Origin of the sequence: Ralstonia flatus (assembly GCF_958439105.1) — a bacterium.
Classification (GTDB): Bacteria; Pseudomonadota; Gammaproteobacteria; order Burkholderiales; family Burkholderiaceae; genus Ralstonia; species Ralstonia flatus.
This window is the reverse complement of the sequence record NZ_CAUDLI010000002.1, coordinates 434,282-448,179: the sequence shown is the minus strand read 5'-3', so window position 1 is coordinate 448,179 and position 13,898 is coordinate 434,282. Positions and strand designations below refer to the sequence as shown.

14 protein-coding genes are annotated in these 13,898 nt (G+C 64.4%); 8 read left to right on the top strand and 6 right to left on the bottom strand.

Translation table 11 applies throughout. The annotated features are described in order from the left end of the window. Positions 1-21 precede the first annotated feature (21 nt). Complete coding sequence (locus R2676_RS05700) at positions 22-273, bottom strand: hypothetical protein (RefSeq protein WP_027679343.1); 252 nt, start codon at positions 271-273, stop codon at positions 22-24. Between the two features lie 328 nt (positions 274-601). Between R2676_RS05700 and R2676_RS05695 the strand changes: the two genes are divergently transcribed. After that, entirely contained in the window at positions 602-1,000 is a 399-nt protein-coding gene (locus tag R2676_RS05695; RefSeq protein ID WP_206273130.1) for a cupin domain-containing protein, read from the top strand. Between the two features lie 34 nt (positions 1,001-1,034). Further along, on the top strand, positions 1,035-2,081 hold the full coding sequence (locus R2676_RS05690) for an alpha/beta fold hydrolase (RefSeq protein WP_206273129.1): 1,047 nt from the start codon (positions 1,035-1,037) through the stop codon (positions 2,079-2,081). 27 nt (positions 2,082-2,108) lie between these two features. Here R2676_RS05690 and R2676_RS05685 read toward each other — a convergent pair whose 3' ends face one another. The 5 genes from R2676_RS05685 to nirK all read right to left on the bottom strand — a co-directional run bounded on the left by R2676_RS05685 (position 2,109) and on the right by nirK (position 7,076). Beyond that, positions 2,109-3,062, bottom strand: a complete 954-nt coding sequence (locus tag R2676_RS05685) for an AEC family transporter (RefSeq protein WP_206273128.1) — start codon at positions 3,060-3,062, stop codon at positions 2,109-2,111. 146 nt (positions 3,063-3,208) lie between these two features. After that, complete coding sequence (locus R2676_RS05680; protein WP_027679346.1) at positions 3,209-4,093, bottom strand: LysR family transcriptional regulator; 885 nt, start codon at positions 4,091-4,093, stop codon at positions 3,209-3,211. Between the two features lie 94 nt (positions 4,094-4,187). Then, positions 4,188-4,772: an SCO family protein gene (locus R2676_RS05675; protein WP_206273127.1), complete on the bottom strand. Its 585-nt coding sequence runs from the start codon at positions 4,770-4,772 to the stop codon at positions 4,188-4,190. Then, positions 4,769-5,560 carry a formylglycine-generating enzyme family protein gene (locus R2676_RS05670; RefSeq protein ID WP_206273126.1) on the bottom strand — a complete coding sequence of 264 codons (792 nt, stop codon included), beginning with the start codon at positions 5,558-5,560 and terminating at the stop codon, positions 4,769-4,771. The genes R2676_RS05675 and R2676_RS05670 overlap by 4 nt, the downstream gene beginning before the upstream one ends. A gap of 16 nt (positions 5,561-5,576) precedes the next feature. Next, positions 5,577-7,076, bottom strand: coding sequence for a copper-containing nitrite reductase (nirK, locus tag R2676_RS05665; protein WP_206273125.1), 1,500 nt, complete (start codon positions 7,074-7,076; stop codon positions 5,577-5,579). A gap of 271 nt (positions 7,077-7,347) precedes the next feature. Between nirK and R2676_RS05660 the strand changes: the two genes are divergently transcribed. The 6 genes from R2676_RS05660 (at position 7,348) to R2676_RS05635 (ending at position 13,867) form a co-directional block, all read left to right on the top strand. Next, positions 7,348-7,638, top strand: coding sequence for a DUF2249 domain-containing protein (locus R2676_RS05660; RefSeq protein ID WP_206273124.1), 291 nt, complete (start codon positions 7,348-7,350; stop codon positions 7,636-7,638). A gap of 32 nt (positions 7,639-7,670) precedes the next feature. Beyond that, positions 7,671-9,947: a nitric-oxide reductase large subunit gene (locus R2676_RS05655; RefSeq protein WP_206273123.1), complete on the top strand. Its 2,277-nt coding sequence runs from the start codon at positions 7,671-7,673 to the stop codon at positions 9,945-9,947. A gap of 145 nt (positions 9,948-10,092) precedes the next feature. Further along, entirely contained in the window at positions 10,093-10,815 is a 723-nt protein-coding gene (locus R2676_RS05650) for a GntR family transcriptional regulator (RefSeq protein ID WP_027679354.1), read from the top strand. A 53-nt stretch (positions 10,816-10,868) separates the two neighbouring features. Then, on the top strand, positions 10,869-11,663 hold the full coding sequence (locus R2676_RS05645) for an ABC transporter ATP-binding protein (RefSeq protein ID WP_206273122.1): 795 nt from the start codon (positions 10,869-10,871) through the stop codon (positions 11,661-11,663). Then, complete coding sequence (locus R2676_RS05640) at positions 11,653-12,549, top strand: ABC transporter permease (RefSeq protein WP_206273121.1); 897 nt, start codon at positions 11,653-11,655, stop codon at positions 12,547-12,549. The genes R2676_RS05645 and R2676_RS05640 overlap by 11 nt, the downstream gene beginning before the upstream one ends. Before the next feature lie 289 nt (positions 12,550-12,838). Continuing rightward, the gene (locus tag R2676_RS05635) at positions 12,839-13,867 is read left to right on the top strand and encodes an ABC transporter substrate-binding protein (RefSeq protein WP_206273120.1); all 1,029 of its coding nucleotides are present in this window, start codon (positions 12,839-12,841) and stop codon (positions 13,865-13,867) included. The last annotated feature ends 31 nt before the right edge of the window (positions 13,868-13,898 follow it).

Genomic DNA, 13,898 nt, shown 5'->3' with positions numbered 1-13,898 from the left:
GGGTTGCGCGGCGCCGCCGCGTCAGGCGTGCGCACCGTCGTAGTACGGGTTCGCGCTACGGGCACCGTCGGTGTAGATGTCGGTGGAGCGTGCACCGTCCGTATAGACGTCGGACGAACGCGCGCCCTCGGTGTAGGCATCCACCGCGCTCTGCACGGCGCGGGCGCCTTCGGTGTACGGGTCGCGAGCGCCGACAGATGAAGCCGCTTGCGCACCGGCAGCGGCCACAGCGAGGGCGACAACGGCAAGGGTCTTGGCGAGATTGCGGGTCATGATCGTTTTCCTTTTGAACAGTTGGGTTGGGATTGCGGCCCGCCGGTGCCTTGCTTGGCATCAGGCCGGCGTCGTGGCCACGGAATGCATTTAAGGCGCCTGACGTATCCGCCACGTAGCGACGTGCTTCCCGTTTTGTCTGGACGTGTACCGGAGCACCCACCGGATACAAACGCATACAAAAACCCCTCCCATCGATCCCATTGCTACAAAGCAATACAAATCGGCGGCATCGTGAAACCGACCGGATACATCGCGGGCGCCCAATGCTGGAAACGAGGAGAGAGCAAAAACCGCCTCGTCACCACCGTTGACCACTGGAGCCCTCATGCAACCGAATCGATTGACCGCAACCTTGCTCGTACTCGCAGGCGCGCTGGGTGCGCACAACGCATTTGCGCAAGCCGCCGGCGTGCATCGGACCGATCTCGTCCATCACGACCTGAGCACGCCCGGCCGCGAAACCCTGCAAGTGCGCGTGGATTTTGATGAGCGTGCGTTTGCCCCCGCGCATGTCCACCCCGGCGAGGAAATCGCCCACGTCCTGCAGGGCACGATCGAATACCGGCTGGAGGGCCAACCGCCCGTGACGCTGAAGACCGGGGATTCGCTGTTCATTCCGGCCGGCGTTGCGCACTCCGCACGAAACGTCGGCAGCGGCAAGGCCTCGGAACTCGCGACGTATGTCGTGAAGTCGGGTGAGCCGCTGGTCACGCTCGTTCACTAACCCGCTGTCCCCTCCCCCACAAAGAGAGAACCCCATGTCGAACCCCGTCAACCTCCGCCGTCGCCGCCTTCTGGGCACCACCATCGCCAGCATTGGTGTGCTGGATCTCGGTCTGGCCGAACTCGTGCAGGCGCAACCGGCACCGTCCTCGAGCGCAAGCACGCTGCTGAGCGGGCGGGCCAACCCGTTCGGCACGCTGCAACAGATCGATGCCGGCGTGCTCAACATCGGCTATGCAGACCTGGGCCCCAAGAACGGCCCCGTGATGATCCTGCTGCATGGCTGGCCGTATGACATCTACAGCTATGCAGAGGTGGCACCGGCGCTGGCGGCGGCGGGCTATCGCGTGCTGGTGCCGTACCTGCGCGGCTATGGCACGACGCGCATCCGCTCGGCAGACACGCCGCGCAACGGGCAGCAGGCTGCGCTGGCCGCCGACATCATCGCGTTCATGGACGCGTTGAAGATCAAGCAGGCGCACTTTGGCGGATACGACTGGGGCGCGCGCACGGCAGACATCATCGCGGCGCTGTGGCCGGAACGTTGCAAGACGCTGGTGTCTGTGAGCGGCTACCTGATCGGCAGCCAGGAAGCGAACCGCAAGCCGCTGCCGCCGGCCGCGGAATTTGCGTGGTGGTACCAGTTCTATTTCGCGACGGAACGCGGCGCGCAGGGCTACGCCGCCAACTGCAAGGAATTCAACCGGCTGATCTGGAAGCTCGCTTCGCCCACGTGGAAGTTTGACGACGCCACGTACGACCGCAGCGCCACCGCGTTCGACAACCCCGACCACGTCGACATCGTCATCCACAACTACCGCTGGCGCCTCGGGCTGGCGCAGGGTGAAGCAAAGTACGACGCGCTGGAACAACGCCTGGCCGCAGGCCCCGCCATCACCGTGCCGACCATCACCATGGAAGGCGACGCCAACGGCGCACCGCACCCCGAGCCGTCGGCTTACGCGAAGAAGTTCACGGGCCAGTACCAGCACCGCAACATCGGTGGCGGCATCGGGCACAACCTGCCCCAGGAAGCACCGAAGGCGTTTGTGCAAGCCATGCTGGATGTGGTGAAGCTGTAGCGCATCGAGGCGACCAATGCATGCGGCTCACAGCGCCGAGAGCAACCCTTGGGGCAATCCGGGTGTGAGCGCCAGCAGCGTCATCACGGCCGGCATGGCCGCCGCGGCCATCACCGTCTGCGCGGCGGTGATGCCGGCCATGAGCGGCGCATCCCCGCCCAGCTGGCGCGCCATGATGTACGACGAAGACGCGGTGGGCAGCGCCTGGAACAGCAACGCCACGATCAATGCGGCATCGGTCAAGCCCAGCGCGTGGCCAAGGGCCAGCGTCAGCACGGGCATGGCCAGGAACTTGATGATCGACGACACGAGCACCGGCTGCGCCCACGACCTCACACCGCTGAAGTTCAGCGCGGCCCCCACACACAACAGCCCCAACGGCATCGAAGCCAGGCCGAGCGCGCGCACCGCCGGCTCGATGGCCGCAGGCATCTGCAGCCCCAGCAGCTGCATGGCAATCCCGAGCGAGCAGGCGACCACCGGCGGGTTCGTCACGATCTGACGCACCAGCGCGCGGCCGTTGAGCCGCACCGACCCATAGCGCGCAAAAACGAGCACGCACAGCAGATTGACGGTCGGCACGATCGCCGCGTTGCATACCGCGGCCAGCGCAATCCCCTTGGCGCCGAAGAGGCCCGTGGCGAGCGACACGCCGACGTAGTTGTTGAACCGCACGGCGCCTTGGAACACCGAGGTGAAGGCCGCCCCGTCCACCTGCATCCAGGGCCGCGCCAGCATCAGCGCGACGGCCACCAGCAATGTCGCGCCCGTCAACGTCAGCACCAGCGGCAGCACAGGCAAGGCCTGCATGTGTGCCGTGGCCAGCCCATGCATGAATAGCGACGGCAACAGGACGTAGTAGCAAAGCCGTTCGGCCTGGGGCCAGAAGGGTTCAGCGATGAAAGCGGAGCGCTTGAGCCAATGGCCGAGCGCCACCAGAAGGGCAACGGGCGCGAGCGCGAGCAGGATGGCAGCGGTCATGGCCGTGCTCCTGCACAGCAACGCGCCTGCAATGTGGACGACGGGCGAAGACACTTCCGGAACAGCATGCGGGTGCTCTGCAAAAACGGGAACACCACCAAGCTATCACGCGGTCGCAGCAGCAATAATTGTTATTTATCCTGCGATCAATGAGAAATTCTCATTGCAGAAGCGACGACGGCATCGGCCAACGCCTGCGTAAAGCGCTGCGCCGCCCGCGATTGGTGTTCAAGCAGCACCACCGCGCGATGCAACTGCGGTTGCCCGAATGCCAGTCGCGCGATGGGCGGCAATTGCGTCAACTCGGAGTCGGAAAGCGCCACCACGGCGGCCCCCAATCCGCTGGCCACCATCCGCACGATCGTGTCCTTGTTGTCCAGCACCATTTCTTCACGCACCCGCACGCCCAGGCGACGCAGTTCGGAAGCGATCATGCGGCCGGCCCAGGCCTGCGCATCGAAGCGGATAAACGGCAGCTCGGTCAGCAGCGCGCGCGCATCGTGATCGGCATATTGGGCGGGCGCAAGCAGCCAGAAACGGTCTTCATACAGCGTTGTCCAGACAAGCTCCGCCGGATGCGGCCGCACAGGGTGCGACGTGATCGCGGCATCCAACTCGCCGTCAGCCACGCGTTGCGCAAGTTCGGCCGACATGCCCGCAGCCACGTGCACGCGCAGGCCTGGATGCGCCGTCCGCAGAGCCAGCAGCGCATTGGGCAGCGGCCCCGACAGCGCCGTCTGGATGGCGCCGATGCGCAACCGCCCGACCAGCGCCTTCTCATCGCTCAGTGCATCGGGAATGCGGTCATACAGGGCGAGGATCTGTTCGGCCTGGGCGAGCACGATGCGGCCGGCTTCTGTCAGCGCGGGCTCGCGGCGCGAGCGGTCGAACAGGCGGACGTTGAACTCCTCCTCCAGCGATTTCACCTGCAGGCTGACAGCCGACTGCGTGAGCCCGATGGCCTCGCCGGCACGCGCAAACGTGCGGTGGCGGGCGATGGCGACGAGCGTTCTCAAGGCGCGGAGAGACATGGCAGAGGCGAATTCGGGTCCGGTACAGAAGCGCATCGTACCTCTGCACCAAGTGGTACCGCACAAGGAAGAAGCTGATGCCACCCGCAAGCGCTCAGCGCTGCGCCGCCACCTGTTTGCGCACGGCATCCACCAGTTTCGGATCGACCGTGCCCAGCGTGTTGGTGCGCGCAGTGATGCGCCCTTCCGTGTCCAGCAACAGGATGGTGCTCGAATGGTTGAAATCGCCATCGGCCAGACGGCGATACTGCACGCCCAGCAATGCCGCCACCTCGCGCGTGCCGCTTGCGTTGGCACGGGCAAGCTGCCAGTGGTCATCGGCGTTGTGGGCGGTGGCGGTCTTCTTGAGCGCCGCAACGGAATCACGCTCCGGATCAACCGTCACCATCAGTACACGCACGCCGTCTTGCGCAGGTTTACCGCCCTTGGCCAGCGTCGCGCGAATGGTCTCGAAGATCATCGGGCAGACCATCTGGCATGACGAATAGAACATGCTCACTAGCACCGGCTGGCCGCGCAGGTCGGCCAGGTGAAAGACTCGGCCGTTCTGGTCGGTCAGCGCCACCTCGGACTGATACAGCGAGGCCGATGGCGCCGGCCCCGAAGCGTTGGCACTGGCCGTTACGCCGGCCAGCAGCAGCACCAGAAAAGCGCGTCGGAGGAAATTCATGCACATCATGGATGGTCTCCATTGAGGGATCGGGCGCAGCGAAAGCCGAGACTGCCTGTGGCATCTGCGCCTTCGAGTGAAGACAGCAACGCCACGCGCATCAGCACGGCGTAGCTGTCACGGCGGACGATGCTGATCGCACCTGCGCCGCAGAACTTCTGCTTGTCGGGGTCGCCCTGGGTGCGGCTGTCTCCAGCAATGAACAGTGCGTTGAAATCGTCGACCCATTCCCAGATCAGGCCGTGCATGTTCCGTACGCCATGGACATCCGCGGGCCCGCCAACGGGCGGCAACACACGCGTGGCGGGCCGCTCGTACCAGCCGAGAATGCGTTGCGCCCATTGCGGGTCGTCGCGGGCATCAGCGCGTGTGGCATCGGCCGCAGCGGCCGATTCCCACTCGAGCCATGTCGGCAAACGCGCGCCTTCACTTTCGCAATAGGCACGGGCGGCAAACCAGCTCACGCCGGTCACCGGCGCTTGCGGCGACGCTTGCGGATCGGCGTGCGTCGCGTCGGCCCAGTCGGCAAGGTAGGCCTTGCCGGCAAAGACTTCCGCCACACGGCCGCGCTGCCAGGCAGCATGGCGTTGCACGAAGGTCTGGAATTCGCCGATGGTGACGGGCGTGGAGCGCAACTCAAACGGCTCGATACGCACCCGCTGCGGCTGCCCCGGTGCGTTCTGTGGCAGCACACTGTCGAAGTCGCCGCCGGGCAACCGCACATAGGCGGCCGCGTGCGCGGTTGCGCTGGCGAATGCCATCAACATGGCAGCAAGGTGCAAGCTCAGGCGGGACATGGTCGTGCGGCTGCGCTCAATGTTCGGCCACGGCCTTGGCGGGCGCCGGCTGGGCACGCACCTTCTTGACTTCGTCTGCGCTCACGCGGCCGCCGGGGTTGTCCCAGCTGTTGAGCACATAGGTCAGGATGTTGGCGACCTCGTCGTCATTGAGCTGCGTCATTGGCGGCATGACGGAGTCGTACTCCTGCCCGTTGACCTTGATCTTGCCGTTCAAGCCATGCAGCACGATGTTCATCGCACGCTTGGGGTCTGCCGCCAGGAAATCCGACTTGGCCAGCGGTGGGAACACACCCGGCAACCCGGCGCCATTGCCCTGGTGGCACACCGAACAGGTGCCTGCAAACAAGGCGCGGCCCGCCTGCACCTGATCCTGCACAGTGAGCGTACCGCTCACGGATGCCTGGGTTGCCTTGGTGACGGCGCTCATGTTGGGAGCGGCGCGATCGCCCAGGTACACAGAATCCAGCTCCTTGCCGGAATAGACCAGCTTGTTCTCCGGCCCATCGATCTTGAGGATGGCCAGCGCACCCTTGTTGAAGGCACGGAAGATCGAGTGGTCGACCAGCACATAGCTGCCAGGCACGCGCGCGGTGAACTTCACAACCGCCGCGCCGCCTGCCGGGATCAACGTGGTCTGCACGTTCTTCTGCACGTTGGTGCCGCCCTCGTAGCGCACCTGGTCGAAGATGGCGCCGATCACGTGGAAGCTGGAGACGAGGTTCGGTCCACCATTGCCCACGAAGATGCGCACCGTTTCGCCCACCTTGGCATGCAGCGCCTTGTCGCCAGTGAGCGCACCTTCTGCACCGTTGAACAGCACGTAGCTCGGACGTTCGTCGATGGCCTTCTCCATGTCGAACGGCTGCAGGCCCTTCTCGCGGTACTTGCCGGCCGTGTAGAAATCGCCCTGCATGACGTAGTACTCGTGATCCACCTTGGGCAAGCCTTCGGGCGGCTCAACCAGGATCAGGCCGTACATGCCGTTGGCGATATGCATGCCCACGGGCGCGGTGGCGCAGTGGTAGACGTAAATGCCCTCGTTGAGCGCCTTGAAGGTGAATTGCGACTCATGGCCCGGTGCAGTGAAGCTCGATGCTGCGCCGCCGCCCGGCCCGGTCACGCCGTGCAGGTCGATGTTGTGCGGCATCTTGCTGCTCGGGTGGTTCTTAAGGTGGAACTCCACCGTGTCGCCCTGCCGCACGCGGATGAAGCTGCCGGGAACGGTGCCCCCGAACGTCCAGAAGGTGTAGCTGACCCCTTCGGAGATCTGCATTTCCTTCTCGACCACTTCCAATTCCACGATGACCTTGGCCGGATAGTTCCGGTTGACCGGCGGCGGCACAAGCGGCGGACTTGTCAGGACGGCGTGGATAGGCTCGCCGCGTGGCGGCCCGAAGTCACCCGGCAATTTGGCGCTGGCGGCGCGGGCCGCAGTGCCCGCAAGCAGTGCGCCCAGCACCACAGAAATCAGGCCCGCGCGCATGAGGCTGCGGACGGTGTGAAGACGGCTCATTTTTTCCCCCGTGTATCGGTCTGGTGTCGTCCGCTCCACGTTAGGTCCCGACAGCCAGTAGGGCTTTGATACAGCGCAAACGAAAACCGCCCACATACGGCACATCCGTCACGCCGTACGGCAGGCAACCTTGTCGTGGCGGGATTCGCTGCATCAAGAGACCCATAAAACAAGCATCTGACATACATCAATAACGCGGCGGATTCCGATCATTAATATAGTTGCATCTTTAATGCATCTTTTTGATGCGACACCCACAGAGGGCATCCCCATGACACAGTCCGCCTCCACCATCCAGCTCGACCTCCGCGTGCTGGCGCCGCGCGAGCGCCATCCGCTGATCTTCTCCGCCTTTGGCGAACTCGGCATCGGCCAGCGCCTGGAGCTGATCAACGATCACGATCCGCGCCCGCTGCAGTCGCAGTTTCAAGTGGAGCGCCCGGGCCAGTTTTCCTGGGACTACCTTGAGCGCGCCCCCGTCACGTGGCGCGTTGCCATTACCAAGGTGGCGTCTGCCGCCAGCGCCGGCCACTGCTGCGGCGGTTGCGGTGGTGGCGCCTGAATTTCCGATTGCATCCTGCAAGGAACCTTGTCATGAAAACCAATCAGAGGCTGTGGCGGTGGCTCGGCCTGATCTTTATTCTGTCGTTCGGGGCATTGGGTTATCTGGGCCGGCAGATCTATCTGGCAGCGCCGCCGATTCCGCATGCCGTCGTCACCTCTGTGGGCGAGGTGCTCTTTACGGGCGAACAAATCCAGCGCGGGCAACAGGCCTGGCTGGCAGCCGGGGGCCAGCAGCTTGGCACCGTCTGGGGCCACGGCAGCTACGTTGCGCCCGACTGGTCTGCCGACTGGCTGCACCGTGAAGCCACGGCGCTGCAAGCCATCCGCGCGCATCAGCAGTTCGATACCGACGCACCGCTGACGACCGTGCAGCAAGCCGCTCTCGACGCCAGCGTGAAGGAGGAAATGCGCCGCAACACGTACGACGCCAATCACGACATCCTGACCGTATCGCGTGAGCGCGCAGAGGCCATCCGTGGTGTGGCGCAGCACTTCGAGGCGCTGTTCGGCACCGATCCGTCGCTGGCAACGCTGCGCGACCAATACGCCATGGCCACCGGCGTGCTGCCGGAAGCGGCCGACCGCGAAGCCCTGGCGGCATTCTTCTTCTGGACATCGTGGGCCGCCGCAGCGGACCGCCCGGGCGAGACCGACATCTCGTACACGAGCAACTGGCCGCATGAACCGCTCGTGGGCAACACCATGACCGGCGGCGCCGCCATGTGGTCGATGGTCAGCATCGTGCTGCTGTTGGGCGGTATTGCCGCCATGCTGTGGCTGCATGGCAGCAGCAAGCACGAAGAAGAGGCTGCGCCGCTGCCGGCCGATCCGTTCCTGAACGTGGCAGCCACGCCGTCGATGAAGGCCACCCGCAAATACTTCTTCGCCGTGATCGGCCTGATGCTGGTGCAGATCGGCATGGGCGCCATCACCGCGCACTATGCGGTGGAGGGTGAATCGTTCTTCGGGATTCCGCTGGCACAGGTGCTGCCGTACGTGATCAGCCGGACCGTGCATACGCAACTCGGCGTGCTGTGGATTGCCACGGCGTGGCTCGCTACGGGCCTGTACATTGCGCCGCTGCTGTCGGGGCGTGAACCGAAGTTCCAGAAGCTTGGCGTTGACCTGCTGTTCTGGGCGCTGATCTTTATCGTGGTGGGCTCCATCACCACCGGCTGGCTCGGCACGTTGCAACATCGCGGTGCGGACTTCGGCTTCTGGGTCGGCAACCAAGGGCTGGAATACACCAGCATGGGCCGCGTTTGGCAAATCTTGCTGTTTGTCGGCCTGCTGTTCTGGGTCGTGCTGCTGGGCCGCGCCCTGTGGCCGGCACTGAAGACGCCGTCGGAATCGCGTGGTCTGACTGCCATGGTGTTCCTGTCGGCCACGTGCATCGGCGGGTTCTATTCGACGTCGCTGGTGTGGGGCCAACACACGCACTATTCGATGATCGAGTACTGGCGCTGGTGGCTCGTCCACCTGTGGGTCGAAGGCTTCTTTGAAGTGTTCGCCACCGCCGTCATCGCGCTCATCTTCACGCGCCTGGGCTTGATTCGCGCCAGCAGCGCCAACCGCGCCATCGTGGCCGAGACGATCGTGTTCCTGTTTGGCGGCATCCTGGGCACGCTCCACCACCTGTACTTCACGGGGACACCGACCTCGATCATCTCGGTGGGTGCCGTGTTCTCTGCGCTGGAAGTGGTGCCGCTCACGCTGATCGGGCTCGAAGCGCTGCAGAACTATCGCCGCACGCAAGGCACGCCATGGCTCAATGCCTACAAGTGGCCCGTGCTGTGCTTCGTGGCTGTGGGCTTCTGGAACACCGTCGGCGCCGGCCTCCTCGGCTTCGCCATCAACCCGCCGGCTTCGCTGTACTACGTGCAAGGTCTGAACATGACAGCCGCCCACGGGCACGCTGCACTGTTCGGGGTGTACGGCATGCTCGGTATCGGCCTCATGCTGTTCTGCCTGCGCGGCCTCTATGCGCGCAACCTGCATGCCGACCGCCTGCTCAAGCCCGCATTCTGGGGCCTGAACATCGGCCTGGCCATGATGGTGTTCATGTCGCTGCTGCCGGCCGGTATCTACCAGGCGTGGGCCAGCGTCACCAAGGGCATGTGGTACGCCCGCTCGCCGGAAGTCGTGCACTCGAAGGTGATGGAAACGCTGGTCTGGCTGCGTGTGCCGGGTGACATCGTGTTCGCCATCGGTGCGCTTGTGCTGGCCTGGTATGCGCTGCGGTTGCTGCGCCGTCCGAAGGCACAACAGACTGAGCCGTTGCCGGCTTCGGTCCGCGCCACGCGTTAATCCTTAACCCAAGCAGTTCCACCAAAACCCGCAGGGCCCGTGTCGAGCAGACCTGGCCCTGCGGGTTTTCCTGTAATGCCCACCGTCCTCAATCTCCCTACAATGACAAATCATATAGATGAATAGTTGACCACTTTTGATACCCATGCCCGCCGATCTCCGCCTGCCCCGCTATCAGCAATTGCGCGACGATCTGGCCGCGCAGATCGCCCAGCAGCACTGGCGCCCGGGCGACGCCATCCCCACTGAGGCCGAATTGGCCAAGACGTACAACGTGGCGGTCGGCACGGTCCGCAAAGCGGTCGATGTCTTGGTGGCCGAAGGCCTGCTGGAACGCTTCCAGGGCCGGGGCACCTTCGTGCGGCGCGCCAGCTTTGCCAGCTCCTTGTTCCGGTTCTTCCGCTTCCAGAGTGAAAGCGGCGAGCGGCGCATTCCTGAGAGCCGCATCCTCAAGCGCGATGTGCTGGATGCGCCGTCTGCCCCCGCTGCGGGCCTGCAGATTGAAACGGGCGCCCCCGTCATTCGCCTGACCCGACTGCGTCTGCTGGATGGCGCGCCCATGCTGGCCGAAGAAATCTGGCTGCCGTACGACCGCTTTGCGCCGCTCGCCACGTTGGAACTCGAGGCGTTTGGCGACCTGCTGTATCCGCTGTACGAATCGCACTGCGGGCAGATCATTGCCAGCGCTGAGGAAACGCTCACCGCCGAGGCCGTCAACGCAACGTATGCGCGGCTGCTGCGCATCCAGGCCGGCGATCCGGTGATGGTCATCGAACGCGTTGCGCGGGGCTACGACCGGGTGCCGCTCGAATGGCGGCGCTCGCGTGGCGCGGCGGCGCACTTCCGCTACCACGTCGATATCCGGTAGCGCCGCATACGCCGCAACCCAATCCGACAAAAACACACACAGGAGACAACATCATGCAGGCCAACTCACCGACCGCGCCGCCGCTGCTGGACGTGCGCGGCGTCACGCTGCAGTACAAGACTCGCCAGCATCTGGTGACGGCCACGTACCGCGTCGACTTCCAGGTCTATCCCGGCGAGCGCTACATCCTGCTCGGGCCGTCGGGCTGCGGTAAATCGACATTGCTGAAAGCCATCGGCGGCTACCTCACGCCCACCGAGGGCGAGATCCGCCTGAAGGGCCAACCCGTGACCAAGCCGGGGCCGGATCGCATGATGGTGTTCCAGGAGTTCGACCAGCTCCTGCCGTGGAAGACGGTGAAAGAGAACGTGCTGTTCCCGCTGCTCTCCACGGGCAAGCTGGGTGCGCGTGAAGCCGAAGAACGCGCGCTGCACTACATCAACAAGGTCAACCTCACCAAGTTTGCCGACCATCACCCGCACATGCTGTCAGGCGGGATGAAGCAACGCGCGGCCATTGCGCGCGGCATGGCGATGGAGCCCGACGTGCTGCTGATGGACGAGCCGTTCGCCGCGCTCGACGCGCTCACGCGCCGCAAGATGCAGGACGAGCTGCTGCAGCTGTGGGACGAAACGCGCTTCACCGTGCTGTTCGTCACGCACTCGATTCCGGAGGCGATCCGCTGCGGCAGCCGCATCCTGATCCTGTCGCCGCATCCGGGCCAGGTCCGCGCAGAGCTGCCGAGCCTCGCGCGCGGCGATGATGACCCGGAGCGCTTCAAAGCGCTCGAAGCCGAGATCCACGACATGCTGTTCGCCCGCGCAGTGGAGGAAACCCATGCAGACTGAAACGCTTTCCATGCCAGCCGCCACCGACATCAGCAACCGCGCGCCTGTCTACAGCACGCCCGTGGCGTTCGAGCGCATCGGCGTGGTGGAAAAACCCCTCTCCATTGCCGAGCGTTTGTACGAACAGGCATGGCTGCGCAAGCTCGTCATCCTCGTCGTGCTCGCACTCGTGTGGGAAGGCGGTGCGCGCTGGCTCGACAACCCGCTTCTGCTGCCGACTTTCTCTGACACCGTGCAGGCTTTGTGGGCTGGGTTAGCGAGCGGCACGCTGTTCGCTCGCATCGGCACGTCGATGCAAACGCTGCTGGCAGGCTACGCGCTCGGCTTGGCGTTGTCCTGCGCGCTGGTCGTGCTCGGCATCAGCAACCGGCTCGGGCAGGACTTCCTGGAAACGCTCACCGCCATGTTCAACCCGCTGCCCGCCATTGCGCTGCTGCCGATCGCACTCGTGTGGTTCGGCCTCGGCAACGGCAGCCTGATTTTCGTGATCGTGCATTCGGTAGTGTGGGCGGTGTCGCTCAACACGCATGCCGGTTTCCTGTCGGTATCGAACACGCTGCGCATGGTGGGCCGCAACTACGGGCTCTCCGGCATGGGATACCTGACCAAGATCCTGATCCCGGCCGCGTTCCCCTCCATCCTCACCGGCCTGAAGATCGGCTGGGCCTTCGCATGGCGCACGTTGATCGCATCCGAACTGGTGTTCGGCGTCAGCTCCGGCCAGGGCGGCCTGGGCTGGTACATCTACGAAAACAAGAACCAGCTGCAGATTCCGGAAGTCTTTGCCGGCCTGCTGACGGTGATCATCATCGGCCTGCTGGTAGAGAACCTAATATTCCGCACGCTGGAAGCCCGCACCGTCAAACGCTGGGGCATGCAGAACTGAACATGGGCGCAACGCCAGCGCCCAGACGGTGTGGCCGTACCCTGCCCTAGATGGCGCCTTGGATTTTTGTCGCGGGGAGGAAAAAGAGGGGAGGCTGTCTGAGCGCAGCGAGTTTGCCTCCCCTCCCTCCCCGTGACACAAATCCAAGGAGAAGTCGCCATCTCGGGCGCGCCTTTCTTTGCTTACTTTCTTTGGCAAGACAAAGAAAGTGAGTCGCCCCCGGCAGGGGGTGAAACAAGGGACACTCCACCAACAAACAACCATATCGACAACAACAAGGAGACAACACATGCAGCCCCCCCGCCGCACCATCCTCCGCCTGACAGTCGCCGCCACGCTGGCCACATCGCTCGTGGCCGGCGCCATCACCACCGCCCACGCAGAAGCCACCGAAGTCCGCATCTCCCACGGCTACGGCATCCTCTACCTCCCCATCATGGTCATGGCCAGCGAGCACCTGCTGGAGAAGCAGGCCAAGGCCGCCGGCCTGGGCGACGTGAAGGTCAGCTACCGCGTGCTCGACGGCGGCAACGTCATCAACGACGCCATGCTCTCCGGCGCGCTCGACATCGCCTCACTCGGCGTACCGGGCTTCCTCACGCTGTGGGACAAAACCCGCGGCAGCGCGATGGAAGTGCGCGGCCTGTCGTCGCTCAGCTCGTCGTCGATGTACCTCATGACGCGCAACCCCAACGTCAAAACGCTGGCGGATTTCTCCGACAAGGACCGCATCGCCGTGCCCGGCATCAAGACCTCGCTGCCCGCCGTGGTGCTGCAAATGGCCGCCGCCAAGACCTTCGGCGACAAGCAGTTCAACAAGCTCGACCCGATCACCGTGCCGCTGCCGCACCCTGACGCCACCGCCGTGATGCTGGCCGGCGGCAGCCAGATCAACAGCCACATGGCCTCGCCGCCGTTCTCGTACACCGAGGCGGCAGCGCCCGGCCTGCACCGCGTGTTCAACACGGTCGACGTGCTCGGCAACATCACGCTGGACATGACCTACACGAGCAAGAAGTTCTACGAGGCCAACCCGAAGCTGTCGGCGGCGTTCGTGGCGGCGCTGGACGAAGCCAACGCTTTCATCGCCAAGGACAAGACCAAAGCGGCGCAGATCTACATCGCACAGTCGAAGGTGAAGAGTTCGCCGGAAGAGGTGAAGAAGATTCTCGATGATCCGGATTCGCGCTTCACGACCACGCCGGTGGGCGTCGCACACTATGCTGAATTCATGCAGCGCGTGGGCACGCTCAAGAACAAACCGGCGTCGTGGAAGGATCTGTTCTTTCCGACGGTGCAGAGCCGGCAAGGCTCGTAAGCAGGCCGCGCGCAGCATCCACACGGAGACA

Excerpts from the sequence above, each read along its gene's own strand:
- R2676_RS05700 (WP_027679343.1), bottom strand. The coding sequence starts at position 273 with ATGACCCGCAATCTCGCCAAGACCCTTGCCGTTGTCGCCCTCGCTGTG.
- R2676_RS05695 (WP_206273130.1), top strand. The coding sequence starts at position 602 with ATGCAACCGAATCGATTGACCGCAACCTTGCTCGTACTCGCAGGCGCG.
- R2676_RS05690 (WP_206273129.1), top strand. The coding sequence starts at position 1,035 with ATGTCGAACCCCGTCAACCTCCGCCGTCGCCGCCTTCTGGGCACCACC.
- R2676_RS05685 (WP_206273128.1), bottom strand. The coding sequence starts at position 3,062 with ATGACCGCTGCCATCCTGCTCGCGCTCGCGCCCGTTGCCCTTCTGGTG.
- R2676_RS05680 (WP_027679346.1), bottom strand. The coding sequence starts at position 4,093 with ATGTCTCTCCGCGCCTTGAGAACGCTCGTCGCCATCGCCCGCCACCGC.
- R2676_RS05675 (WP_206273127.1), bottom strand. The coding sequence starts at position 4,772 with ATGATGTGCATGAATTTCCTCCGACGCGCTTTTCTGGTGCTGCTGCTG.
- R2676_RS05670 (WP_206273126.1), bottom strand. The coding sequence starts at position 5,560 with ATGTCCCGCCTGAGCTTGCACCTTGCTGCCATGTTGATGGCATTCGCC.
- nirK (WP_206273125.1), bottom strand. The coding sequence starts at position 7,076 with ATGAGCCGTCTTCACACCGTCCGCAGCCTCATGCGCGCGGGCCTGATT.
- R2676_RS05660 (WP_206273124.1), top strand. The coding sequence starts at position 7,348 with ATGACACAGTCCGCCTCCACCATCCAGCTCGACCTCCGCGTGCTGGCG.
- R2676_RS05655 (WP_206273123.1), top strand. The coding sequence starts at position 7,671 with ATGAAAACCAATCAGAGGCTGTGGCGGTGGCTCGGCCTGATCTTTATT.
- R2676_RS05650 (WP_027679354.1), top strand. The coding sequence starts at position 10,093 with ATGCCCGCCGATCTCCGCCTGCCCCGCTATCAGCAATTGCGCGACGAT.
- R2676_RS05645 (WP_206273122.1), top strand. The coding sequence starts at position 10,869 with ATGCAGGCCAACTCACCGACCGCGCCGCCGCTGCTGGACGTGCGCGGC.
- R2676_RS05640 (WP_206273121.1), top strand. The coding sequence starts at position 11,653 with ATGCAGACTGAAACGCTTTCCATGCCAGCCGCCACCGACATCAGCAAC.
- R2676_RS05635 (WP_206273120.1), top strand. The coding sequence starts at position 12,839 with ATGCAGCCCCCCCGCCGCACCATCCTCCGCCTGACAGTCGCCGCCACG.